This window comes from Streptomyces sulfonofaciens, from assembly GCF_014656295.1.
GTDB classification, from domain to species: domain Bacteria; phylum Actinomycetota; class Actinomycetes; order Streptomycetales; family Streptomycetaceae; genus Streptomyces; species Streptomyces sulfonofaciens.
In genome coordinates this window covers 614,762-638,158 of record NZ_BNCD01000002.1, presented here as the reverse complement: position 1 = coordinate 638,158, position 23,397 = coordinate 614,762, and the positions used below count along the sequence as shown (strand labels likewise).

The window sequence follows — 23,397 nt, the reverse complement described above, 5'->3', positions numbered from 1 at the left end:
CGCCGGCGGGCACCGCACGGACCGTGCCGGGTCTCACCGCCCGCCGGGCCCGCCGCTGCCGAACGATCCACTGGTGCCGGGGCTCCACTTCCTGTCCCGCTGGTCCTCGCTGCGCCTGCTCGAGGCGTTGCCGTAGCCGGGTATCTCGTGCGGGGTGAGCCTGTCCCGCTCGTCGCGGGCGGTCACCTCGTCGGGCTCGCGGCGCTCGCTGACCTCCCCGACCGGCCCGCTCTCCGGCAGCCGGCCGTGTTCGTCGGCCCCCGGCCGCGGACGCTCCCGCATCATGCGCCTGATCCCCATCGCGAAGGCCCATACCAGCAGCCCGGCCACCACCAGCGCGCCGAGAAACGGCACGACGACGGCCAGGACGTGCGGAAAGGCGACGACGGTCTCGCTAGCTGATCCAGTCATGACGTCCCGGGTACCCGGAAAGCCGCCTTCAAGACGAGCGGGATGACCGGACGCAGTCCCCACGGGCGGCTCCGGCACCGCCACGACCCGGCCAGGGGCGGCGCACGGTGGTGGCGCCGTCCTCGGAGAGGAGCACGGACATGAGCACGAGCACCCGCACCGAGGGGACCGGCAACAGCGCGTACGGCAGGAAGCCGTTCAAGCGTTCCAAGAGCCACTTCGCCGACCGCATCACGGCCGACGGACGCGACGGCTGGCCGGTGGAGGCCGGGCGCTACCGTCTCGTGGTGAGCCGCGCCTGCCCGTGGGCGAGCCGGGCCCTGGTGTCCCGGCGGCTGCTCGGGCTGGAGGAGTCGCTGTCGCTGGCCGTCACCGACCCGATCCAGGACGACCGAAGCTGGCGCTTCACGCTGGATCCCGGCGGCCGCGACCCGGTGCTCGGCATCCGCTTCCTGAGCGAGGCCTACGACGCCCGGGAGAGGGACTACCCGGGCGGCGTCAGCGTGCCCGCGATCGTGGACGTGCCGAGCGGACGGCTCGTCACCAACGACTTCCAGCAGATCACCCTGGACCTCGCCACCGAGTGGACGGCCCTGCACAGGACCGGTGCGCCCGACCTGTACCCCGAGCCGCTGCGCGAGGAGATCGACGAAGTGATGGCGGGCATCTACCAGGACGTCAACAACGGTGTCTACCGCGCGGGTTTCGCCACCACCCAGCAGGCGTACGAGGATGCCTTCGTGGCGCTCTTCCGGCGGCTGGATGAGGTGTCGCGGCGGCTCGCCGACCGGCGCTACCTGGTCGGCGACAGCATCACGGAGGCGGACATCCGGCTCTTCACCACGCTGGTGCGCTTCGACGCCGTCTACCACGGCCACTTCAAGTGCAACCGCGCCAAGCTCGCGGAGGATCCCGTGCTCTGGGCGTACGCCCGCGACCTGTACCAGACGCCCGGGTTCGGGGACACCGTCGACTTCGACCACATCAAGCGGCACTACTACCAGGTGCACACCGGTATCAATCCCTCCGGCATCGTCGCGCTGGGTCCGGACCCGCAGTCGTGGCTGACGCCCCATCACCGCGAAGAACTGGGCGGTCGGCCCTTCGGCGACGGCACGGCGCCCGGCCCGGTACCTCCCGCGGAGCAGGTGCCGGCGGCGGTGCGGCCCTGAACACCGGGTTCCCGGAGCCTTCCCGGCCGGCTCGAACCGGTGGCCGGGCACGGGAGGTGCGGCCGGCACCCGGTAGAACGTCCACATGGCAAAGAGGATCAGAGTCGCGGTCGCGCAGAGCCCGGTGGGCTGCGACCCCGCGGCCAACGGCGAGGCGATACGCGGCCTCATGGTGGCAGCCGGCGAGGCGGGTGCGCGGTTGGTGCAGTTTCCCGAGGGGGCCGTGTCGGGGTATCCGTCGGGAGCCGACGCGAAGCGGGTGCTGGCGGGCTGGCCGGTCGACTGGGACCTCGTACGGCGGGAGTCGGAGCGCGTCGCCGCCCTGGCCGCGGAACTCGGCCTGTGGGTGGTCATGGGCGGCAACCACCGGCTGACGCCGCCGAACCGGCCGCACAACAGCCTGTACGTGATCTCCGACGAGGGCCGGCTCGTCGGCCGGTACGACAAGCGGCTGTGCTCCTTCACGGAGATCACCGACTGGTACTCCCCCGGCTTCGAGCCGCTGACGTTCGAGGTCGACGGCTTCCGTTTCGGCTGCACCCTGTGCATCGAGGTCAACTTCCCCGAGCTCTTCCTGGAGTACCGCGGGCTCGGGGTGGACTGCGTGCTCCTCTCGACGTTCTCCGAGGACCCGGTGTTCGACGTGCTGGCCGGCGGCCACGCGGCCGCGCACAACTACTTCATCGGCGTCTCCGTGCCGTCCCGGTGCAGCGCGGCCATGCCGTCCGGAGTGGTGGGCCCGCACGGCTCCTGGCTGACCAGGTGCCCGGCCGACGGCACCGCGGGGCTGACCTGGGCCGACCTCGACCGGCGCGATCCGCGCTTCGCCTACGCCCTGGACATGTGCCGGCCCTGGCGCACCCGGGCCCGCGCCGGCGACCTGTACGAGGCCCGCCGGGTCACGGGGGATCCTCGCAGCACCGACCGGATGCGCTTCTGACGGCCTCGCCCGCTCGCGCTCCACCCGCCGCCCGCGCCCGGGGCCGGCCCACGTCGGCCGGAGAGGCGGTGGCCACGGGTGCCGGGCGGTGCCTCAGTCCGCGATCGGCGGCCGGCGCAGCACGTACAGCCCCACGCAGGCCGCCAGCGCGGCCACGCACACGGCGAAGACCAGGCCCGCGTCGCGCAGCCCCAGCCACACGGCCATCGCCCCGACGCCGACCACCGGCAGCGAGATGCCCGTGTAGGCCACCACGAAGAACGACGAGATGGTGCCGGCGCGGTGGTCGGCCGGCGCCGCCCTGCCGACCGCGGTCAGCCCGGCCCGGAAGCCGAGCCCCTGGCCGAAGCCCCCGCACAGTGCCCCGGCCACCAGCAGATCGAGCGTCCGCAGGGCCAGCGAGCCGGCGACCAGCGCCAGCCCGACGACCAGCAGCAGGCATCCGACGGGCAGCGAACGCCGGGTACCGAGGCGGCCGGTGAGCAGTTGCCCGGCGGTCGAGCCGAGGAACACGGAGAAGACCACCGCACCGGACACGGCCAGATTCGCCACCTCCAGGGTCTGCGCCACGAAGCTCGGCGCCACCGCGGTGAAGAGCCCGAGCAGGGCGAACCCGGCGAAGGCCGCCAGGGACGTCGCCGTGAACACCCCGCGCACCTGCGGCGGCACCTTCAGCCCCGGCGGCCTGGGCGGCCCGGCGGGCCCGGTCCGCCGCGCGGTCTCCGGCAGCCGCCGGATGACCGCGGCGGACACCAGTACCAGGGCGAGGTGCACCAGGTACGGCAGCCGCAGCGGCCACGGCGCGTACTGGGCCAGCAGCCCGGCCAGCAGCGGACCGCAGCCCAGGCCGCCCATGTTGGCCGCCGTGGCCGCGAAGCCGGCGCGCGACTGGCGGCCCTCGGGGGCCAGTTCCAGCACGGTGGCGGTGGCCGCGCCGCTGAGCAGGCCCGCGGCGAGGCCGGACAGCAGCCTGCCGAGGAACAGCAGGGGCAGACCGCCCTCGAGGACGAAGCACAGGGCGCTGGCCGCGGACAGGGCCATGGCGGCCAGCAGCACCGGGCGGCGCCCCACGCGGTCGGAGAAGTCGCCCAGTGCGAGCAGGACCCCGATCACTCCGACGGCGTAGACGGCGAAGACCACCGTCACGATCAGCTCGGAGAAGCCGATCTGCGCCCGGTAGAGCCCGTAGAGGGGCGTCGGCAGCGTCATACCGGCCATGCCGACGGTGAAGACCGCCGCGGCGGCGAGGTACCCGGGCCGCCGTGTGCCGCGCTCACCGCCCTGACGTGGAGAATGCACGCGCTCCACGGTACGAGCGGGTGCCCCGCACCGCGCACCGGGGGCCCGCCAGGCGCGTCAGGACCGGGGCGCGGGCGGCCGGGTGCCCGGGGAGGGGCGGCCGCGCGCGGGTGTGCGGGCGGGGCGGCGAGAAGTGGCGGGCACGGCCGGCTGGAAGGCGGGTAGGCGAGTGGGCGTACGCGTCGGCAGATCCGCGCGGCCGCGGCGTGCCTTGTGACCGGGTGACCGGCCGAAGGGGCCGCGGACGGACGAGAGCACCTGGGGCAGGAGTGGACGAAACATCCTCGGACCGCAAGACGCGCCTCACCGTTCTGGTGGCGCTGGGCGCGAATCTGGCGATCGCCGCCGCCAAGGCCGCGGGCGGCCTGGTCTCCGGCTCGCCCGCCCTGCTGTCGGAGGCCGCGCACTCGGTCGCCGACAGCCTCAACGAGCTGTTCCTGCTGGCCGCGCTGCGGCGCAGCCGGCGCCCCGCCGACAGCCGGCACCCCTTCGGATACGGCAAGGAACGCTACTTCTGGTCGCTGCTCGCGGCGGTGGGCATCTTCGTCATGGGCGGCTGCTTCTCCGTGCTCCAGGGTTTCGACGCGCTGCGCACGGATGCCGCGGAGGACCACGCGGGGTACGTGGCGGGCCTGGTCGTCCTCGCCGCCGCGTTCGTCTTCGAGGGCGCCTCCCTGCTGCGTGCGGTGCACCAGGCACGCAACGACCCCGGCTCCGAGGGGCTGCACGATCCCGCGCTGCGCACCGTGGTGGCCGAGGACGGCACGGCGGTGCTCGGCGTCACGCTGGCCCTGGCCGGCCTCTCGCTGCACATGGTCACCGGGCAGGTGGTCTGGGAGGCGTCGGCGTCGTTCGCCATCGGCCTGCTCCTCGTCTACGTCGCCTACCGGCTGGGCAGGGAGGCCCGGGACCAGTTGATCGGCGAGGCGGCGGACCCGGTGCTGCGGGAGCGGATCGGGGCGCTGCTGAGCGCCCAGCCGGAGATCGACAACATCGAGGCGGTGCTGACCATGAAGCTCGGTCTCGACTCGACGCTGGTCGCGGCCCGTGTCGACCTCAGGCCCGGCATGGACAGCGAGGAGGTGGAACTGGTCTCGGAGCGCATCAAGGCGTCCCTGGGCCACATCGTGCCGGCGGCAGACCGGATATTCCTCGACGTCACCGAGTCACCGCCCGACAGGAATCGGGCCGCGCGCTGAGGCGCGGCCTCCGTCAGGACCCCGGTCCACGCGCCTTCGGGCACGGCGTGGGGCAGGGTGGAGCGGCACTGCCGAAAAGCGGGCCCGGTCATGGGTCGGCAGCGGTCCGGCCGGGGATGCGCGCCTCACGCAGGGGTGATCACATGTCGAAAGAACGTCGATTCTTCGTATGGGAGTACGAGCCCCCGGGGCAACCACCGGCATCGCGCTCACCCTTCGACGTAGCCCTCGCCGCCGTCACTTGTTCCAGGTGAGCGGCGTGTGCCAGGGTGACCCCGGTCCCGCACGGACCACCGCCGGGCCTGCTCAGCAGGCATTCGGCACCCACTCGGGACGGTCGTCCATCCCCGGTCCGCCTCCCGTACCCAAGACCCGGAAAGCACACCTCCCCCGGGGATTGCCCCTTCTTTCGGCCCTTGTCTCCGCGTGCTTTGCTTCGCCCCGGAAGGAAAGCCTCTGTGCCCACGCACCACCCCCCGCGTCCCTCCTACCTCCCCGACACCGAGCCGCTCCCCGGCGAGTCCGACACGGCACTCGCCGTCTCCCTCAGAACGCCCTCCTGGAGCGTGGACCCCTACCCTCTGGCCGTGCTGCTGGAGCGGCACTGGGAGCCGGTGCACGACTACGCCGTGCTCTGTGCGGCCCTGACGGGCGTCCGCGCCCCGGCGCTGGCCGCCGCTGCCGTGCACCAGGTCCTCAAGGGCCTCGGCCGGCCGGGGCCGGCCGAGGCGCTGCGCCCCCGGCTGCTGACGGCCGTCCGCCGCACCGCCGAGGCATGGGCCGCGGACCGCCGCACGGCCCGCCCGGTCGCGGGGGCGCAGGCGCCGGGACTCGCGGACCCGCCCGGGCGGCAGCTCGCCTCGACGTCCTTCTGGGCCCTGCCGCCGGCCGGGCAGTGCCTGCTGTGGCACACCGCGGTCGAGGCCGAACCGGTCTCCGTGCCCGCGGCCCTGCTGGCCCTCGACATCGGCTCGGCCCTGACCGAACTGGAGCAGGCGCGCGGGCAGTTCGGAGCCGGGCTGCTGCGCATCCATGCGGAACTCTCCGCGAGCGCCGTCTGCCGCTTCTACAGCAGGCTGCTCGACGCCCACACCCGGCGCGGCAGGGCGTTTCCCCCGGACGTCCGCCAGCACCTCCAGGACTGCCCGGACTGCGGGGCCGCCGCCGAGCAACTGGGCATGGTGGAACGGCGGCTCGGCGAGCTGCTGGCCCAGGCCCTGCTGGGTGGTCCCGCCGGGGACTACCTCGCCTCCCGGCCCGGCCGTACCGGTCCCGGTGCCGGGGAGGGGCCACCCGCCGCGCCCTCCCCCAGGACCGGCCGGCCCCGCCGGCCCGGGCGGCACCGCCTCCCGCCGGACGCCGAGGCCCCGGGGCGGGGGCCCGCGCCCTCCGTGCGCGGGCACGCCAGGGTGCTGCTCACCGGAGTGGGCCTGGCCTCCGCCCTGGCCCTGGGCGCGGTGCTGACGTCCACGCTGTGGCCGGTCGGCGAGGTCCTGGACGCCCCCAGAGGGCCGGAAGGACCGGCCGCCGCCCGCACGGACGCCGGTGGCACCGGCGGCACCGACGGCGCCGGTGGCACGGCGGTGCGGCAGGCCGTACCGCCCACGCCGTCCTCGTCCACGTGGGACACGGGGCCCGCGGCGTACACGGGGCCCGCGGGCGCCTCGCCGGGCGGCGGGCCGCACGACGCCTCCGCCGGCCGCTGCCCCGACGTGCGCGGCGGCCGGGCGGAGCAGGCTGCGGGCGCGCCCCTGTCCGTGTACGCATCCGCCGCCCAGGGGCTGCGGTGCCGGGAGGACGGTCCGCCGTGCGGCCCGGCCGACCGTGCGCTGTGCCTTCCGCAGCCGGCGGACGGCGGGGTGCTGCACCTGGGCGGCTGTACGGACCGCTCCGCCGGGGCCGAGTCCTCCGGCGTGCGCCACGACCCGGCGTTGCGGGGCGGCCTCCTCGCCCGCGGGGTCCGGGACCCGGCCGCCGCACCCGCCGCCCCGCTGCCGGGCGCGGACGTCCCGGCGAAGGTCCGCGACGGATCCGCGGAGCAGCGGTGGCTGCGGGAGGGCGTCCCCCTCCGGTCCCGGACCGTGCCGGGCGCGGGCGCCCTCCCGCTCGACGCCCCGCCGCCGCGCCACGGGACCGGCTGCGGCTGCGGCTGCGGCACCACCGCGTGCACGACCGCCGTGCGCTCGGGCCGCGGCTGAGCCACGCTGGAGGCAGGAGGTGCCGATGCAGCCCGTCGAAGCGCTCGACCGGATCGCGTTCCTGCTGGAGCGGGCACAGGCGCCCACCTACCGTGTCCGTGCTTTTCGCACGGCGGCCGCCGCGGTCGCGGCGATGGGCGGGGACGAGGTCCGCGAGCGCGCCGCGGCGGGCACGCTCCGGTCGGTGAGGGGCATCGGGCCGCGGACGGCGCAGGTGGTGGCGGAGGCGCTGCAGGACCGGGTGCCCGGCTACCTGGAGCGGCTCGAACGGGACAGGGCACCGCTCGCCGAGGGTGGCGAGCGGTTGCGGGCGCTGATGCGCGGCGACTGCCACGTGCACTCCGACTGGTCGGACGGCGGGAGCCCCATCGAGGCGATGGCACAGGCCGCCGCCCGTCTCGGGCTCGACTGGGCGGTGCTCACCGACCACTCGCCGCGGCTGACCGTCGCCCGCGGCCTGTCCGCCGACCGGCTGCGCGAGCAACTGGACGTGGTGGCCGCGCTGAACGCGCGCCGGCACCCCTTCCGCCTGCTCACCGGGATCGAGTGCGACATCCTGCCCGACGGCTCGCTGGACCAGGAGCCGGACCTCCTGGACCGGCTGGACGTGGTTGTCGCCTCGGTCCACTCCGAGCTGCGGATGGACGCGGACGCGATGACCCGGCGGATGGTCGCGGCGGTGCGCGACCCGCGCACGGACGTCCTGGGGCACTGCACGGGCCGTCTGGTCGGTGAGCGTAAACGGCCCGAGTCACGGTTCGACGCCGAGGAGGTCTTCGCGGCGTGCGCGGAGACGGGCACCGCCGTGGAGATCAACAGCAGGCCGGAGCGGCGCGACCCGCCGCGCCGGCTGCTGCGTACCGCGCTGGCGGCGGGCGCGCTGTTCTCGGTCGACACCGACGCGCACGCGCCGGGCCAGCTCGACTGGCAGGTCATCGGCTGCGCCCGGGCCGAGGAGTGCGGCGTCCCGGCCGGCCGGATCATCACCACCTGGACGGCGGACGAGCTGCTGGCCTGGGCCGGGACCCGGCGAGCGCCCTGACGTGGCCGCGGCGCCGGCCCAGGGCCGCGGCCGGCACGCGGAACCGGCCCGGGGTCTTCTCCTCCCCCGGCTCAACTGTCCCTTGTGCCACATCGGCCGAGGTGACGAGGATGTTCGTACGGCCCACGGGTGTTGCCTCGGACATGGCGGCTCCCGGGCCCCCTGCCTGCGGCCGCCGCCGGCAGCCAGCGATGCGACAAGGAACGAGAGATGCCACTTTCCGGTGAGTACGAGCCCAGCACGAGCGAATGGGTGCGCGACCAGGTCGAGCTGTACGAGAGCTCGGGCGGCACGGAGGGGACGACGCTGCGGGACATGCCCGTCGTCGTCGTGACGATGCATGGTGCGAAGAGCGGCAAGATCCGCAAGACGCCGCTGATGCGGGTCGAGCACGAGGGCGCCTACGCGCTGATCGCCTCGATGGGCGGCGCCCCGAAGCACCCGGTCTGGTACTACAACCTGCTGGCCGACCCGCGGGTAGAACTCCAGGACGGCCCGGTTCGCCAGGACATGACGGCCCGTGAGGTCACCGGCGACGAGCGGGCCCTGTGGTGGCAGCGCGCCGTCGAGGCGTACCCGGACTACGCCGACTACCAGAAGAAGACCGACCGCCGGATTCCGGTCTTCGTGCTGGAGCGTGCCGCGACCCCGCACTGAGCGGCCGCCCGGGCGCTGCCGAAGCGGTGCGGGGCGCCTTTCCGTGCACCCGCGCCCCGCGCCGCCCACCACGCACCGCCTGCCGCCTGCCGCCCGCGATCGGATCACGCGCACCCGCCGCGCGCGGATCGGGCGGCCGGCCACCGGGCACCCGGCGGCGCCACGGGGGCAGGCCGCCGGGTGCCCGGTTGCCGAGGCCCTGCCGGCCCGGGACCGCGAACACCCGGGCCGCACCGGCCGGGCCGCACCGGGCCGCGCGGCCGGGCCCGGTCCTACCGGTGTCAGGAGGCCGCGGCCACCGCGCCGGACAGGCCGGCGAGGATCCGGTCCGGGGTCAGCGGCAGTTCGCGGTAGCGCACCCCCGTGGCGTGGTGCACCGCGTTGCCCACGGCGGCGGCGGTGCCCACGATGCCGATCTCCCCGATCCCCTTGCTGCCCATCGGGTTGAGGTGGGCGTCCTCCTCGTCGATCCAGTGCGCCTCGATGTCGGCGATGTCGGCGTGCGAGGGCACGTGGTAGAGCGCGAGGTCGGTCTCGGTGAAGTCACCGAAGGAGGGTTCCATGGTGCTGCCCTCCATCAGGGCCATCCCCGCGCCCATCGTCATGCCGCCGAGGAACTGGGAGCGGGCGGTTCGGGCGTTGAGTACGTGCCCGGCCGCGAACACTCCGAGCAGCCGGCGGATCCGCACCTCCCCGCTGTCGGTGTCCACCTGCACCTCGGCGAAGTGGGCGCCGAACGCGTCCCGTGCGTACCCGGCGCCGCGGTCGGCCGCGTCGGAGGTGTCAGCGGTCTCCCGGAGCCCTTCCGGCGGCAGCGGGCCCCGGTGCTCGGCGAGCCGGCCGGCCAGGGCGGTGCACGCCTCGTGGACGGCGGTTCCCCAGGACGCCGTCCCCGACGAGCCGCCGGCGAGCGGCGCTGTCGGCAGCGCGCTGCTGCCCACCTCGGCCCGCACCCGGTCCAGCGGCACGCCGAGCGCGTCGGCGGCGATCTGCGCGAGGACGGTGCGGGACCCGGTGCCGATGTCCGCGGCGGCCACGCGCACCACGTGGCTGCCGTCGGGGAGGGCGTGGGCGGTGGCCAGGGACGGCTGGAAGTGCACGGGGTAGAGCGCGGAGGCCACTCCGGTGCCGATGAGCAGCGCTCCCCTGCGGTCGCTGCCGGGCCGCGGGTCGCGCCCCGCCCAGCCGAAGCGGTCGGCGCCCTCGCGCAGGCAGTCCACGAGGTGGCGGCTGCTGAAGGGGCGGTCGCTGTCCGGCTCGCGGTCGGTGTCGTTGCGCACGCGCAGCTCGATCGGGTCGAGGCCGAGGGTGCCTGCGAGCTCGTCCATGGCCGACTCCAGCGCGTACATGCCGGGGGCGACACCGGGGGCGCGCATCCAGGAGGGGGTGGGCACGTCGAGCGGGACGGCGCGGTGCACGGTGCGGCTGTGCTCGCAGCCGTACATGGTGCGGCCCGGGGTGGCCGCCTGCTCCACGAACTCCTTCACCCGGGAGGTCTGCGTGGTGATCTCGTGGACCAGCGAGGTCAGCCGCCCCCCGCGGTCCGCGCCGAGCCTTATCCGGTGCAGGGTGGGAGGGCGGTGGCCGACGATGGCGGGCAGGTGCCGCCGCGGCAGCGCGAGGGTCACCGGCCTGCCGACCTGCCGGGCGGCCATGGCGGCGAGCACCGCGTGGGGCCGTGGTGTGCCCTTGGACCCGAAGCCGCCGCCGACGTGTTCGGCGACGACGGTGACATGGTCCTCGGGGAGTTCGAAGAGGGCGGCGAGCGCGGCACCGACCGCGCTGGCACCCTGGTCGGAGTCGTGGAGGGTGAGCCGGTCGCCGTGCCACTCGGCGGTGGCGGCGTGCGGTTCCATCGGCTGGTTGTGCTCCGGTGGCACCCGGTAGCCGGTGTCGACGCGGACCTGCGCGGCCTCGAAGGCGGCGTCCGGGTCGCCGCGTTCCCGCACGGCCGGATAGCCGCCGTTGACGGACTCGGGGATGTAGGCGTCCGGGTGGTCGGCGGTCAGGGCGGCGTCATGGGGTTCGGTCTCGTAGTCGACGTGTACCGCGGCGGCCGCGGCGCGCGCCGCCTCCAGGGTCTCGGCGACGACGAGGGCCACGTACCAGCCGCGGTGCGGCACCCGGTCGTCCTGCAGCACGCGCAGGACCGCGTCGCCCGCGTCGCCGAGCCGAGGCGCGGTGTCCGGGGTGAGGACGGCCAGCACACCGGGCAGGTCCAGGGCCTCAGCGTCGTCCACCCGCACCACCCGGCCACGGCTGACCGTGGCGGGCACGGGCCAGGCGTAGACGCGGCCGTGGGGGTGGTACTCGGCCGCGTAGCGGGCCGTGCCCCTGACCTTCTCGTGGCCCTCCCTGCGTTCGACGGAGGCTCCGAGGGCCGGGCCGTCGGGGGACTGGGACGGTGGGGGCGCCCGGTGGCCCGTGCGGGGGGCGGCTGCGGATGCCGCTGTGGTGTGACGCATCGCCGGTTCCTTCCTGAGCAGCGTCGGTCGGGTGCCGCGGCTGCCGCCCGTGCGCCTCGTGCCGCGGGCCCCGCGGCGCCCTGCGGCCGTGGGCGGCGTGCGTGGGCGGCAGGTCCGGGTGGTGCGGGTGGGCGGTGCGCGCCGGTCAGCGCGGCCCGGCCAGCCGGGTCAGCACCTCGCAGGCCAGGTTGCGCGCCAGCGGAACCTTGTAGGCGTTGTCCCGAAGGGGCTCGGCCGATGCCAGCTCGGCGTCGACGGCGCGTTCGACGGCGGCGCGGGTCGGCTCGACACCCCGTAGCGCCTCCTCCGCGCGGTGGGCGCGCCAGGGCCGGTGGGCGAGGGCGCCGAAGGCGAGCGCGCTGCGCCGCACCAGGCCGTCCTGCACCTCGACGAGGGCGGCCACCGAGGCGAGCGCGAAGGCGTACGAGGCGCGGTCACGGGCCTTGCGGTAGGCCGAGGGGAGGCCGGCGCTGTGCGGGGGCAGCACGATCGCGGTGATCAGCTCGCCGGGCCGCAGCACGGTGTCCTGCTCGGGCCGGTCCCCGGGCAGCCGGTGGAACTCGGCGGCCGGCACGGACCGCTCGCCGCCGGTGCCGTGCAGCTCGACCGTCGCGTCGAGGGCGGCGAGGGCGACGGCCATGTCGGAGGGGTGGGTGGCGATGCAGTGCGGGGAGTGCCCCAGCACGGCGTGGTCGCGGTGGCTGCCCTCGCGGGCGGCGCAGCCGCTGCCCGGCCGGCGCTTGTTGCACGGCTTCGCGGTGTCCTGGAAGAAGGGGCACCGGGTGCGCTGGAGCAGGTTGCCGCCGGCGGTGGCGATGTTGCGCAACTGCCCGGAGGCACCGGCCAGCAGGGCCTGGGAGAGCACGGGCCAGCGGTCGCGTACCACCGGGTGGGCGGCGATGTCGCTGTTGCGGGCGGTGGCTCCGATGCGCAGCGCGCCGTCGGGGCGCAGCTCGATGCCGTCCAGCGGGAGCCGGCTGATGTCGACGAGGGCGTCCGGGGCCGTCACACCGAGTTTCATCAGGTCCACGAGATTGGTGCCGCCGCCGAGGTAGTGCGCGCCGGAGTGCCCGGCGTAGGCGGCGGTGGCCTCGTCCAGGGTGGCGGCCCGTACGTAGGCGTAGGGCTTCATTCGATCACGTCCTCGACGGCGGCGACGATGTTGGGGTAGGCGCCGCAGCGGCAGATGTTGCCGCTGAGCCGGGTGCGGATCTCGGCCGCGGTGAGCGCGACGGGCGTCTTCGCCGGGTGGCCGGGGTCCGTGGCGTCGGAGGGGTGGCCCGCCTCGGCCTCGGCGATCATGCCGACCGCGGAGCAGAGCTGCCCCGGGGTGCAGTACCCGCACTGGAAGCCGTCCCGGTCCAGGAAGGCGCGCTGGAGCGGGTGGAGGCGCTCGCCGTCCGCCGCCGCGAGTCCCTCGACGGTGGTGATGTCGTACCCGTCCTGGGCGACGGCGGGCAGCAGGCAGGCGTTGGCGCGGCGGCCCTCGACGAGCACCGTGCAGGAGCCGCACTGCCCGTGGTCGCAGCCCTTCTTGGCGCCGATGAGGCCGAGCCGCTCGCGCAGCACGTCCAGCAGCGACGAGCGGTTGTCGACGACGAGGGTGCGCGGGGTGCCGTTCACGTTGAGGGTGATGCGGGAGTGGGTCGCCTCCGCGGGCTCGCCGGCGGCGCCGGTGTGGGGGCCGTGCGGCTCCTGCGGGGTCCTCGGGGCGTCGGTGCCGGGGAGCAGCGTCACGGTCCTCACCTCTGCGGGGGTTGCTCACGGGACTCGCGGAGCGCGTCGGTGCCTTCGGCGCTCTCCGGTACGACGTGCACGGCGGCCTCCTCCGCCGATGCGGCGGCGCCGCTGATGCCGACGTCCTCGGCGAGCAGGTCCTTCTCCTCGTCCTCGTGGGCGCCCTCGTCGGGGGCCACCAGGCGTCCTGCGCGGTCGTCGCCTACCTCGTCGTCGCGGGGCTCGCCGTTGCCGCCCGGGGCGTCGCCGATGCCGTCGTCGAGGAGCGCGTCGTCGAGGGCGGGGTCGGGCTCCTCCTCCGCGAGGCGCTGGTCCAGGCTCTCGCCCTCGTTCTGCTCCCGCGCCGTGGTGCCCTGGTGCTCCACGGCCAGCGGCCGCTCGGGCGGCGAGACGCCTTCGTCGTAGGGGTCGGCGCCCCGGTCGATCAGGGTGTCCTCGGGTTCCCGGATGCCCTCGTAGAGCGGCTCGTCGGGGTCGTCAGGCTGGTAGACGTCGTCGCCGCTCGTATCGTCGGCTGCCATGGGTGGGGCCCTCCCTCCGGCTTCTTCTCCCTGGAGCGCGTATCCAGACTGGGACGGACCACACCTGCCTCTGCGCGCCGGCCGCCGGCGGGAGGCACCGCCGCCGGCCCGCGGGAGGCACCGCCGGGGAGGGCGCTCAGCCGTCGCTGCGGCCCTCGACGAGCACCTCGCCCGCGCGGGTGCGGTAGTACAGCACCGACCGCCCGCTGCGCCGCCGTCCGGCGAGGCCGGCGTCGAACAGGACCTTGAGGTGACGGCCGACGGAGCCCAGGCCCTGGCCGGTCAGGGCCACCAGTTGGGTGGTGCTCTTCGGGGTGTCCAGCAGCACGAGGACCTGGGCACGTGCCGGTCCGATCAGCCGCCCCAGCGCCTCGGGCACCGCGGTGCGGCCCGCATCGGCGAGGGTTCCCGAGCAGGGGTGGACGACGGCGTACCGGTCGCAGGGCGGGGGCGTGGCCCAGCAGACCCAGCCGTGACCGCCGGGCGTGACCGGGACGAAGAACAGACGTGCGCCGGAGACCTCCCGCGGCGGGTGGTCGCGCGGGTTGACCTGCAACCTGCTGCCGCCCAGCCAGCGCATGCCGGGGCGCATGGCGTCCAGGACCGCTGCCCAGCCGCCCTGGCCGAGCCGGCCCGAGCGGGCGACGATGTCGGCCTCGATGATCCTGCGGCGCCGCTCCCAGTCGGGCAGCACGGTGTGCCGCCACACCCAGGTCAGCAGATCGGCGGCGCGTTCGGGCAGGTGGCAGCCGTCCAGCTCGGCGGGCAGCGGGCCGCCGAGCGCCATCCGCAGATCCTGCCGCGCGTGCTCCGCGGACATGGCCCTGACCTGCTGTATCTCCCGGTCGAAGGCGGGCTCGTGGACGCCGGTGGGGGCGGGGGTGAGGAAGTCGGCGATCCAGCGGTCGCTGTGTGCGGCCCCGACGAGCCGGGCGGTGACCGGGTCGGCGGCGAGGAGGGCCTCGTAGGCGCCGAGGTGGCGGTCGAGCCAGGCGCGCTCGCCGGGGTGCCCGGCAGTGCGGGTGTGCAGGGCGAAGAGGCAGGCGGTGGTCTCGGCAAGGGCGGAGACGAGGAACCTGCCGCCGGCCAGCGTGTCGGCGTTGACCTGCCACAGTCCCAATGGTTTCGCCTCCGGGCGCAACATTAGCCTCCGCCGTGTCCGCCCGCGGAGACTCCCGGCATGCGCACCTACGGGGATCTCTTTCGGGTGCCCGAGTTCCGGTCCCTCTTCCTGTCGGTGTCGGCGCAGGTCGCCGCGCAGACGGTGAGCGGTCTCGCCCTCGGCACCCTCGTCTACGGGGCGACGGGCTCGCCCCTGCTGTCCGCGCTGAGCATGTTCGGCTCGTCGTTCGCGCAGGTGGCAGGCGCGTTGACGCTGCTGTCCGCGGCCGACCGGCTGCCGCCGCGCGCCGCCCTGACCGGTATCGCGGTGGTCTTCGCGGTGGGCACCGCGGCGCTTGCGGTGCCGGGCCTGCCGGTGTGGGGGCTGCTCTGCCTGGTGCCGGGTCTGGGGCTGGTCGCCTCGGTCGGGGGCGGGGTGCGCTACGGGCTGCTGAGCGAGGTGCTGCCCCGCGAGGGCTTCCTGCTGGGCCGCTCGGCGCTGAACATGTCCGCGGGCGTCATGCAGGTGTCCGGCTATGGACTCGGCGGCGCGCTGGCGGTGGCGCTGTCCGCTCGCGCGACGCTGCTGGCGGCCGCCGTGCTGTACCTCGCGGGGGCGTGCGCGGCCCGCTTCGGCCTGGAGAGGCGCCCGGCCCGCGCGACGGGCCGGCCCTCCGTCGGCGAGACCTGGCGGACCGACAGACGGCTGTGGTCGTCCGCACCACTCAGATGCCTCTATCTCACGCTCTGGGTGCCCAATGGGCTGATCGTCGGCTGTGAATCGCTATTCGTGGCCTATGCGCCACATCACGCGGGGCTGCTTTTCGCCGCCGCCTCGTGCGGCATGCTCGTCGGCGACACGGTCGCGGGGCGGTTCGTCCCGCGGCGGCTGCGGCACCGGCTCGGGGTACCGCTGCGGCTGCTGCTCGCGGCACCGTACCTGCTCTTCGTGCTGCCGCTGCCCCTGTCCGCCGCGGTCGCCGCCGTGGCGGTGGCGTCGACGGGTTTCGCGGCGAGCCTGCTGCTCCAGGAGCGGCTGATGGAGTTGACGCCGGACGGGGTGGGCGGACAGGCGCTCGGACTGCAGTCGTCCGGCCTGCTCTTCCTGCAGGGCGTGGGGGCCGCCCTGGCGGGCGCCGTGGCCCAGCGGACCTCGCCGGGCACGGGCATGGTGGTGATGGCGGCGGCGTCGATCGCGGTGACGCTGGTGCTGGCGCCGGGGTTGCGGCCCGAGCGGACGGGTCGGCGGGGCCGGCGCGGCGGCGGGCACACGGCGGTGGACGTGCCGCGGCCCGGCGACGGAGCCGCAGCGGACCGTTGACCGGGCCATGCCCAGCCAGCCGCTTTTCGGACTGGTTTCCACGCCCGCGGGCATGCGGCCGGGTTCCGCCCCCACGGCAACCTCGGAACCTACCGTGATCCGGAAAATGACAAGTAGCCGTTTTCGGCCAGCCGACGTCATCCGCCGCCCGGCACGCGCATTGGCCGGAACCTCATGGTGACAAAGCCCTCGGGAATCGATATTCGTCGTCTGATCACACCATGTCGTGCGCGGGTCACGCTCCGCTCACCATGGAGTTGGCCGACGCGACGGGGGTTGCCGTGCACGACGAGATCCTGTGCCAGGTCACCGCCTACGGAGTGTGCGGGGGCAGGCGGGTCGGCGTACCGCTCGGCACCTACCGGGCCCCGACGCTCCCCCTGGCCCTGTGGTGGCTGCGGGACCGCGCGGCATGGATGGCCGACCGGCTCGACCCGGACCCGGCCAGCGCCTTCTTCCCCGCGGCGGCCCTCGCCCCGGTGGCGGACTCCGTACCGGATGTGCCGAGCGCGCTGCGCGCCTGGTGCTTCGACCCCGGGCACCAGGAGACCGTGGCCGAGGAGCTCGCCGCCGGACACCTCATGCGGTTCGTCACGCAGGACGACACGACGGAGTACGAGCTGCTGGCGGAGTCGGTGGACGCGATGCGCATGCACCGGGCGATGCCCCTGCTGACCGTCAGCGTGCCGACCGGCACGGACTGAGCGCCCAGCGCCTCCCCGAGCCCCGCCGCGGCCCCGCCCCCACCCCCTTCAAGCCCACCCGCACCCCTGCCCCGCCGACAGGCCCGCCCCCGCCACCTTCCCGTCTCCCCGGACCACACCACCGCCCAGGGGGCCGCCCCGTCACGACCCGCACGCAGAGCCTCCGCACTCTGGTCCGTACCAAAGCCTTGACATGAACATCACTCACTTCTTGAATCGGTGGCGGACCGCTCCCCGGAGCCGCCCCCACACCTTCCACCTCCCCCCACACCACGGGACAGGCTGCTCTCCGGCTTGTCACGGGAAGGAACCCGATGAGCAAGACCGACCCCGTCGCCCGCCGCCTCGGCCCCCGGCTCCTCGTGCTGCTCGCGCTGCTGCTGGGTATCGCCGTCGTGCCCGCATCCGCGCAGACCAGGGCCCCCGCCGCGGATCCGTTCAAGGTGCTCGCCTTCTACAACGGCACCTACGACGCCGCCCACATCGCCTTCGTGCACGAGGCCAACGAGTGGTTCCCCCGGGCGGGCGCGGAGAACGGCTTCACCTACACCGCCACCGACAACTGGGACCTGCTCGCGGACGGCTCCGCGCTGTCCCAGTACCAGGTGGTGCTCTTCCTCGACGACGCCCCGCAGACCCAGGCCGATCGCTCCGGCTTCGAGAGCTACATGGCGGGCGGCGGCGCCTGGATGGGCTTCCACGTGTCCGCCTTCACCACCGACGCGGGTAGCTGGCCCTGGTACTACGACCAGTTCCTGGGCAGCGGCGACTTCGTCTCCAACACCTGGGGGCCCACCGCCGCCACCCTGCGCACCGAGGACCCCGACCACCCCGCGACGGCCGGCCTGCCCGCCACGTTCACCTCGTCGGTGAGCGAGTGGTACAGCTGGAGCAACGACCTGCGCCAGAACCCCGACATCGACATCCTGGCCTCGGTCGACCCGGTGAGCTTCCCGCTCGGCACCGATCCCGACCAGTCCTGGTACGACGGCTACTACCCGATCCTGTGGACGAACACCAAGTACCGGATGCTGTACGCGAACTTCGGCCATGACGCCATGGACTACGACACCAACACCCCGCTGTCGTCGACGTTCGACAGCGACACCCAGAACACGTTCCTCCTGGACGGCCTGAAGTGGCTGGGGACGGGAGCGGCGCCCGCCGCCTGACCCGCCCACCCGGTCCCAGCGCGGTCCCGCCCGCGCCCTCACCCCACGTGGCCGGTCACTGCCCCAGTGCAGTGCCCCCCCACGGCCGCTCCGCCCGGTCGGCCCTCGCTTCCTACCGCTGTGGTCGACTTAACCTGGTATTGACCCGCTATGGCGGACTATGGAAGTAACACGACCGGGCTGCGGCGTGCGGCTTGCGATGCAGTCGGGCCTTGACCTGCTCTTTCACTCTGGAGTGATGGGGATGCACAGCCGTTTCCAGCCGGACCGGCGGCTGACCGCCCGCATGCTGGTAACCCTCTTCCTGCTCGGCCTGCTCTACGTGGGCTTCGTGGCCGCGCTCATCGTGCTGCTCAATTCCGTGATCCTCGTGGTCGTCATCGCGGCCGGCCTGCTCTGGGCGCAGTACTGGTTCTCCGACAAGATCGCGCTGTATGCCATGCACGGCCGGATCGTCTCCCGCGAGGAGGCGCCGCACCTGCACGGTGTCATCGACCGCCTGTGCGCCGCCGCGGACATGCCCAAGCCCGAGGTGGCCATCGCCCGCACCGACATGCCCAACGCGTTCGCGACCGGCAGAAACCCCAACCACTCGGTGGTGTGCGTGACCACCGGCCTCCAGCGACGTCTGGAACCCGAGGAGCTGGAGGGGGTCCTCGCCCACGAGCTCTCGCACGTGGCACACCGCGACGTGGCGGTGATCACCGTGGCGTCGTTCCTGGGTGTGATCGCCGGACTCGTGGTGCGGTTCGCGTTCTACTCGGAGCTGTTCGGGCGCGGCCGCCGCGATCAGAACACCCTGGCCCTGCTCGCGATGGTGGTCGGTGTGTCGATCGCGGTGTACGCGATCAGCTTCGTGCTGATCCGCGCCCTGTCGCGCTACCGCGAGCTCGCCGCGGACCGGGCCGGAGCGATGCTCACCGGCCGACCGTCGGCGCTGGCCTCGGCCCTGACCAAGCTCACCGGCGACATCGCCCGGATCCCGACGCGTGACCTGCGCACCGCCAAGGCGTTCAACGCCTTCTACTTCACGCCCGCGCTCGGGGCGGTTCCGGGCTTCAGGCAGTTGTTCTCCACCCACCCGAGCCTGGAGCAGCGGCTCGACCAACTGGCGAAGATCTCCGCCCAGCTCGGCCCCGCCGCGGGCAGCAGGAGCTGAGCGCATGGGTTTCCTCGACACCCTGTTCGGGCGCAGCCGTCCGGCCGCGCCCGACCTGGACCAGCTCTTCGCGCTGCCCTCGGCGGCGGTGACCCTCCAGGCCGCGGCCTCCTTCGTCCCGACCGGGGTCGGCTCGGTGTGCTTCTCCAGCGTGGAGGGCGCGGAGTTCACGCAGGTGTACGACGGCGTGCGGGAGCTGCTCGACGCGGACACCGCACGCAGCGGCCCGCCGATCGCCTTCGAGCAGGACGCCTACGGGTACTCCTGGCTGATCTCCCGCCGGGCGCCCGAGGACCTGCCCGCCGTCGTCGCCGACCTGCACGCGGTGAACTCCGCCCTGCACGAGTCCGGCTTCGGCCCGCAGCTACTCTGCTCACTGGTGGGCTTCAACGATCCCAAGGGGCGCAGGCTCGCCCTGGTGTACCTCTACAAGCGCGGCACGTTCTACCCCTTCGCGCCGCTGACCGGCGAGCGCCGTGACAACACGCTGGAGCTCCAGACCCGGGCGGTCCTCGCGGACGACGTGCGCATCGAGCCCGATCTCACGCGCTGGTTCCCGCTCTGGGGCGCGCCGGGGCTCTGACCGCGGCCCGGCGCACCGCCCGCGCCTGCGCCGGCACCCGCAGGCATCGCTCACGGTACCGAACGCGGTACCGGACCTGCCCTGGCGCAACGCATAGAACGCACCGAACGCAACCGAACGCACCGCACCGGGCCGACGACTCACTTTCCGAGCGCGGCGGCCCGTGCGGCGCGCCGGGCGAGGACCCCTTCCTCGGCCGCGGCCATCTCCCGCAGTGCCGACGCCCGCTCCTTGCGCGCCAGCCGGTCGAGGTAGAGGCGTCCGTGCAGATGGTCGACCTCGTGTTGCAGACAGCGGGCGAAGTACCCCCGGCCCTCGATCACCAGCGGGGTGCCGTCCTTGTCGCGGCCCCGTACGACGGCCAGGTCCGGCCGGGGCAGCACGCGGTAGGGGCCCGGCACCGACAGGCAGCCCTCGGCCTCCTCGGCGAGGCGGCGCCGCGCGGCGGGCAACTCGTCCAGCACGGGGTTGGCGATGTGCCCGACGTGCCGCACGCCCCACTCGTCGGCGCAGTCCCACACGAACAGGCGGAGGTCCGCACCGACCTGGTTGGCGGCGAGGCCCGCGCCCTCCGCGACGGCCAGGGTCGCGAACATGTCGTCCACCAGCCGCGCCAGCTCCGGCGACCCGAAGTCCACGACCTGTCGGCAGGGGCGGTGCAGCACCTCCTCCCCGACCACGGTGACCCGGCGCACCGCTCCCCGGACGGCCTCGGGGACGAGCCGCGGACAGGCGTCCACCGGCGCTCCCTGCACCCGCACCCGCACCCGTCGCTCTCCTGCGCTCCCATGCCCGAACCCCACCGCCATGGCGCCCCACACCCCTTCCGCTCACGGGTCCGTCCGAAGGCGCGGGCCGAGCCGCGCGGCCATGGACCCGAGGATGCTTGCAAAGTGGTTTGCAAAGTAGCACACTGCGGCGTGTGACCGAGGAGAACCGACACGACACCCCTGACACCCCTGGCCTCCCTGGTGCCCCTCCGTGCCGCACCGCCGGCGGTGCGGCGCCGCACACCCCGGGCCGCTCCCCTCAGCCGCTTCCCGACCATCCGGTGCGGATCGCGCTGCTCGACCTGCTCGCCGAGACCGGCACCGTCACGGCCACCGAGGCCGCGGCGCGGCTCGGGCACAGCTCGGGCCTGTGCTCGTTCCACCTGCGCCAGCTCGCCCGGCACGGGCTGGTGGAGGAGGCGCCGCACCGCGGCGGCAGGGCACGGCCGTGGCGGTTGCGGTGGGACGGACCGCGGCAGCCGGAGGGGGCGGCACGGGAGTTCACCGCGCTGGCCCGGGACCTGGAGGACGAGAGCCACAAGCGCTGGCTGGAGCAGCGCCCGCGGCTGCCGGTCGAGTGGCAGGGCGACCACTCGTTCTCCGCGGTGGTGCACCTCACCCCTGCGGAGGTCGCCGAGGTGGCCGCCGGAGTACGGGAACTGCTGGCCGCCTACCAAGGGCGGGACAGGGACCCGGCGGGGCGGCCGGCGGACGCGGTGGCCGTCGCCGCGGTCACCCGCCTCTTCCCGCTGCTGTGAGGATCCGGCGCCACCCGGGGCCCCGCTGCACCCAGCGCCGCCCCGCGGGGCCCCGGGGAGGGCTCCGAGGGCTCCGAGGGCTCCGAGGGCTCCGAGGGCTCCGAGGAAGCCGTACCGGTTGGTTCTCCGTGGGCCGGGGTCGTCGCTATATCCGCCAGGTGCGGAGTTGTTCCGCGGCCGAGTAGACGTCTGCGTCGCCGTCGCGCACCTTGCGCACCAGGCCCGACAGGGCCCCGTAGGGCGGGTCGACGCCCTCGCCCGACTGGCCCATGTACTGGGCGGCGACCAGGGCGGCGTAGAGGGAGTTCAGGTGGGGCAGCGGCTCCAGGCGCACGATGGCGTGCAGGAGCGCCGCGGCGCGCCAGGCCGCGTCCGGGTCGGAGGCGGCGAGCGTCGGCATCTTCGTCTTGTGGCGGGCGACGGCGGCGACCAGTGCGGAGTAGTCGGCGACCGACACGTCCTCGGGCATGGCACGCTCCTGGACGTCGAGAAGCCATGACACGTCGATGTAGAGGGGCATCAGGCGACCGCGGCTCCCCGGCCACCTCGCCGCGAGGGTGGCAGCTCGTCGGGGAACGCCTCGTCGAACTCGGCGCTCAGCTTCTCGCCCCAGGCGAGCGCGCCCGCCACGAACTGCTTCCGCTGGTGCTCGCGCACACCGAGATCGTGCAGATACTGCTTCAGGCTCTTCCCCTCGGCGGCTGCCGCCGCACGGACCCCCTCCAGTTCCTCGTCGGTGAACGACACATTCAGGGATGGCATACCCTCACGGTACCAACCTGGTGCCACCCGGGGAACGACCCTCCCGCCGCACGTGGGAGCGCAGACGGTCGCACACGGAAGCACGGAAACGGGGGAGGCGCCACGGGGCCGGCCGGAGGCACTGCCGTAGCGTGCGGCCATGACCACACACAGCTCGGTATCCGATCTCCCCACCACCACCCGCGCCATCGCCGCGCTCTCCGCGGGACCTGTCGACGCGGACAGTTCGTTCGCCGCCGTCGACATCGCGCTTCCCGCGCCCGGCCCGCACGATCTGCTGGTCGAGGTCAGGGCGGTCTCGGTGAACCCGGTCGACATCAAGGTGCGCACCGCGTTCGGCGCCGCCGAGGCGCCCAAGGTCCTGGGCTTCGACGCGGCCGGCGTCGTGGTGGCGATCGGCTCCGAGGTCAGTGCCTTCTCCGTGGGCGACGAGGTCTACTACGCGGGTTCCATCGCACGCAACGGCGCCAATGCGGACCACCATCTCGTCGACGAGCGCATCACCGGGCACAAGCCTCGGTCGCTGGACTTCGCGGCGGCGGCCGCGGTGCCGCTGACCACCCTCACCGCGTGGGAGTCGCTGTTCGAGCGGATGGCCCTGCGCAAGGACAGCACGGACACCGTACTGGTGATGGCCGGCGCCGGCGGGGTCGGCTCCATGGCGATCCAGCTCGCCCGGCAGCTCACCGGCGCCACCGTCATCGCGACGGCCTCCCGCGAGGAGTCCGCCGCCTGGGCCGAGTCGCTGGGCGCGCACCACGTGGTGAACCACCACGCCCTCCGCGACGACCTGCGCAAGGTGGCGCCGGGCGGTGTGAACCGCATCCTCTCACCGTTCTCCCTGGGCAACGTGCAGACGTACGCGGACGTGATGGCGGTGCACGGCCAGGTGGTCGCGATCGACGAACCGGCCGGCCTGGACACCCTTCCGCTGAAGGCCAAGAGCCAGACGTGGCACTGGGAGCTGATGTTCACCCGTCCGCTGTTCGATCCGGAGAGCACCGCCCAGCGGGAGATCCTCGACGAGGCGGCCCGCCTGTTCGACGCGGGCGTCCTGAAGTCGACGCTCACCAGGAAGCTCACCCCCATCACACCGGAGACGCTGCGCGAGGCGCACCGGGCGGTGGAGGGTTCCACCATGGTCGGCAAGATCGTGGTGGCCAAGGAGTGAGGCCCCCTCGGGGCACCCGGCGGCGGCACACCGCGGGCCCCGGGCCCCGTGACGCCCACGGGGCCCGGTACGGGCTCGACCCCCGGCTCGGGCTCCGGCAGGCGTGACCTGCGCGCGTCCGTAGGTGACCGTTCGGTGGGCGTGCGGCGGGCGTGCGGAACGGCACCGTGCGGCGGGCGCGAGCGGAGCGGTGCCCTGGTCATCGGCAGTGCCCCTCGTGGGCGGGGGCGCCCCTTGTCATCGGCGGCGCGCCGC

22 protein-coding genes and 1 pseudogene are annotated in these 23,397 nt (G+C 74.3%); 13 read left to right on the top strand and 10 right to left on the bottom strand.

What is annotated here, in order from left to right; genetic code table 11:
* Positions 1-33: 33 nt before the first annotated feature.
* Positions 34-411 carry a DUF6479 family protein gene (locus tag IE313_RS05710; protein ID WP_189929777.1) on the bottom strand — a complete coding sequence of 126 codons (378 nt, stop codon included), beginning with the start codon at positions 409-411 and terminating at the stop codon, positions 34-36.
* Positions 412-551: 140 nt separating this feature from the next.
* Here IE313_RS05710 and IE313_RS05705 point away from each other — a divergent pair, with 140 nt between their 5' ends.
* Positions 552-1,583 carry a glutathione S-transferase family protein gene (locus IE313_RS05705; RefSeq protein WP_189929776.1) on the top strand — a complete coding sequence of 344 codons (1,032 nt, stop codon included), beginning with the start codon at positions 552-554 and terminating at the stop codon, positions 1,581-1,583.
* Positions 1,584-1,668: 85 nt separating this feature from the next.
* Positions 1,669-2,523, top strand: coding sequence for a carbon-nitrogen hydrolase family protein (locus IE313_RS05700; RefSeq protein ID WP_189929775.1), 855 nt, complete (start codon positions 1,669-1,671; stop codon positions 2,521-2,523).
* A gap of 93 nt (positions 2,524-2,616) precedes the next feature.
* Here the strand turns inward: IE313_RS05700 and IE313_RS05695 are convergent, their stop codons facing one another.
* On the bottom strand, positions 2,617-3,741 hold the full coding sequence (locus IE313_RS05695) for an MFS transporter (protein WP_189929854.1): 1,125 nt from the start codon (positions 3,739-3,741) through the stop codon (positions 2,617-2,619).
* A 287-nt stretch (positions 3,742-4,028) separates the two neighbouring features.
* Here IE313_RS05695 and IE313_RS05690 point away from each other — a divergent pair, with 287 nt between their 5' ends.
* The 4 genes from IE313_RS05690 (at position 4,029) to IE313_RS05675 (ending at position 8,918) form a co-directional block, all read left to right on the top strand.
* A complete protein-coding gene (locus tag IE313_RS05690; RefSeq protein ID WP_189929774.1) occupies positions 4,029-5,021 on the top strand; it encodes a cation diffusion facilitator family transporter in 993 nt (330 codons plus the stop codon).
* A gap of 458 nt (positions 5,022-5,479) precedes the next feature.
* Positions 5,480-7,219 (top strand): hydrolase, encoded by a 1,740-nt coding sequence (locus IE313_RS05685; RefSeq protein WP_189929773.1) that lies wholly within the window; start codon positions 5,480-5,482, stop codon positions 7,217-7,219.
* A gap of 25 nt (positions 7,220-7,244) precedes the next feature.
* Positions 7,245-8,261, top strand: coding sequence for a PHP domain-containing protein (locus IE313_RS05680; protein ID WP_189929772.1), 1,017 nt, complete (start codon positions 7,245-7,247; stop codon positions 8,259-8,261).
* 210 nt (positions 8,262-8,471) lie between these two features.
* Positions 8,472-8,918, top strand: a complete 447-nt coding sequence (locus IE313_RS05675; RefSeq protein WP_189929771.1) for a nitroreductase family deazaflavin-dependent oxidoreductase — start codon at positions 8,472-8,474, stop codon at positions 8,916-8,918.
* Positions 8,919-9,199: 281 nt separating this feature from the next.
* On the opposite strand, the gene IE313_RS05670 is transcribed toward IE313_RS05675, so the two are convergent.
* The 5 genes from IE313_RS05670 to IE313_RS05650 form a co-directional block, all read right to left on the bottom strand.
* Positions 9,200-11,383 carry a xanthine dehydrogenase family protein molybdopterin-binding subunit gene (locus IE313_RS05670; RefSeq protein ID WP_189929770.1) on the bottom strand — a complete coding sequence of 728 codons (2,184 nt, stop codon included), beginning with the start codon at positions 11,381-11,383 and terminating at the stop codon, positions 9,200-9,202.
* A gap of 145 nt (positions 11,384-11,528) precedes the next feature.
* Positions 11,529-12,515: an FAD binding domain-containing protein gene (locus IE313_RS05665; RefSeq protein WP_189929769.1), complete on the bottom strand. Its 987-nt coding sequence runs from the start codon at positions 12,513-12,515 to the stop codon at positions 11,529-11,531.
* Positions 12,512-13,018 carry a (2Fe-2S)-binding protein gene (locus tag IE313_RS05660; RefSeq protein WP_229924414.1) on the bottom strand — a complete coding sequence of 169 codons (507 nt, stop codon included), beginning with the start codon at positions 13,016-13,018 and terminating at the stop codon, positions 12,512-12,514. The genes IE313_RS05665 and IE313_RS05660 overlap by 4 nt, the downstream gene beginning before the upstream one ends.
* Before the next feature lie 107 nt (positions 13,019-13,125).
* Complete coding sequence (locus tag IE313_RS05655) at positions 13,126-13,641, bottom strand: DUF5709 domain-containing protein (RefSeq protein ID WP_189929768.1); 516 nt, start codon at positions 13,639-13,641, stop codon at positions 13,126-13,128.
* 136 nt (positions 13,642-13,777) lie between these two features.
* Positions 13,778-14,761, bottom strand: coding sequence for an ArsR/SmtB family transcription factor (locus tag IE313_RS05650; protein WP_189929767.1), 984 nt, complete (start codon positions 14,759-14,761; stop codon positions 13,778-13,780).
* A 60-nt stretch (positions 14,762-14,821) separates the two neighbouring features.
* Between IE313_RS05650 and IE313_RS05645 the strand changes: the two genes are divergently transcribed.
* The 5 genes and pseudogenes from IE313_RS05645 to pspAB all read left to right on the top strand — a co-directional run bounded on the left by IE313_RS05645 (position 14,822) and on the right by pspAB (position 19,681).
* The gene (locus IE313_RS05645; RefSeq protein WP_189929766.1) at positions 14,822-16,063 is read left to right on the top strand and encodes an MFS transporter; all 1,242 of its coding nucleotides are present in this window, start codon (positions 14,822-14,824) and stop codon (positions 16,061-16,063) included.
* A 281-nt stretch (positions 16,064-16,344) separates the two neighbouring features.
* Positions 16,345-16,767: a hypothetical protein gene (locus IE313_RS05640; RefSeq protein ID WP_189929852.1), complete on the top strand. Its 423-nt coding sequence runs from the start codon at positions 16,345-16,347 to the stop codon at positions 16,765-16,767.
* A gap of 314 nt (positions 16,768-17,081) precedes the next feature.
* Positions 17,082-17,924, top strand: a pseudogene (locus IE313_RS05635) (ThuA domain-containing protein); the annotation flags it as partial.
* 259 nt (positions 17,925-18,183) lie between these two features.
* Positions 18,184-19,098: a zinc metalloprotease HtpX gene (htpX, locus tag IE313_RS05630; protein WP_189929851.1), complete on the top strand. Its 915-nt coding sequence runs from the start codon at positions 18,184-18,186 to the stop codon at positions 19,096-19,098.
* Between the two features lie 4 nt (positions 19,099-19,102).
* On the top strand, positions 19,103-19,681 hold the full coding sequence (gene pspAB, locus IE313_RS05625; RefSeq protein WP_189929764.1) for a PspA-associated protein PspAB: 579 nt from the start codon (positions 19,103-19,105) through the stop codon (positions 19,679-19,681).
* 140 nt (positions 19,682-19,821) lie between these two features.
* Here the strand turns inward: pspAB and def are convergent, their stop codons facing one another.
* Positions 19,822-20,490 (bottom strand): peptide deformylase, encoded by a 669-nt coding sequence (def, locus tag IE313_RS05620; protein ID WP_189929763.1) that lies wholly within the window; start codon positions 20,488-20,490, stop codon positions 19,822-19,824.
* A gap of 242 nt (positions 20,491-20,732) precedes the next feature.
* On the opposite strand from def, the gene IE313_RS05615 reads away from it, so the two are divergent.
* On the top strand, positions 20,733-21,209 hold the full coding sequence (locus IE313_RS05615) for a winged helix-turn-helix domain-containing protein (RefSeq protein ID WP_229924393.1): 477 nt from the start codon (positions 20,733-20,735) through the stop codon (positions 21,207-21,209).
* A 145-nt stretch (positions 21,210-21,354) separates the two neighbouring features.
* Here the strand turns inward: IE313_RS05615 and IE313_RS05610 are convergent, their stop codons facing one another.
* Positions 21,355-21,729: a toxin Doc gene (locus tag IE313_RS05610; protein WP_189929761.1), complete on the bottom strand. Its 375-nt coding sequence runs from the start codon at positions 21,727-21,729 to the stop codon at positions 21,355-21,357.
* Complete coding sequence (locus IE313_RS05605; RefSeq protein ID WP_189929760.1) at positions 21,729-21,971, bottom strand: hypothetical protein; 243 nt, start codon at positions 21,969-21,971, stop codon at positions 21,729-21,731. Before IE313_RS05605 ends, IE313_RS05610 begins: the two co-directional genes overlap by 1 nt.
* 139 nt (positions 21,972-22,110) lie before the next feature.
* Between IE313_RS05605 and IE313_RS05600 the strand changes: the two genes are divergently transcribed.
* Positions 22,111-23,142, top strand: a complete 1,032-nt coding sequence (locus IE313_RS05600; RefSeq protein WP_189929759.1) for a zinc-binding alcohol dehydrogenase family protein — start codon at positions 22,111-22,113, stop codon at positions 23,140-23,142.
* Positions 23,143-23,397: the final 255 nt, after the last annotated feature.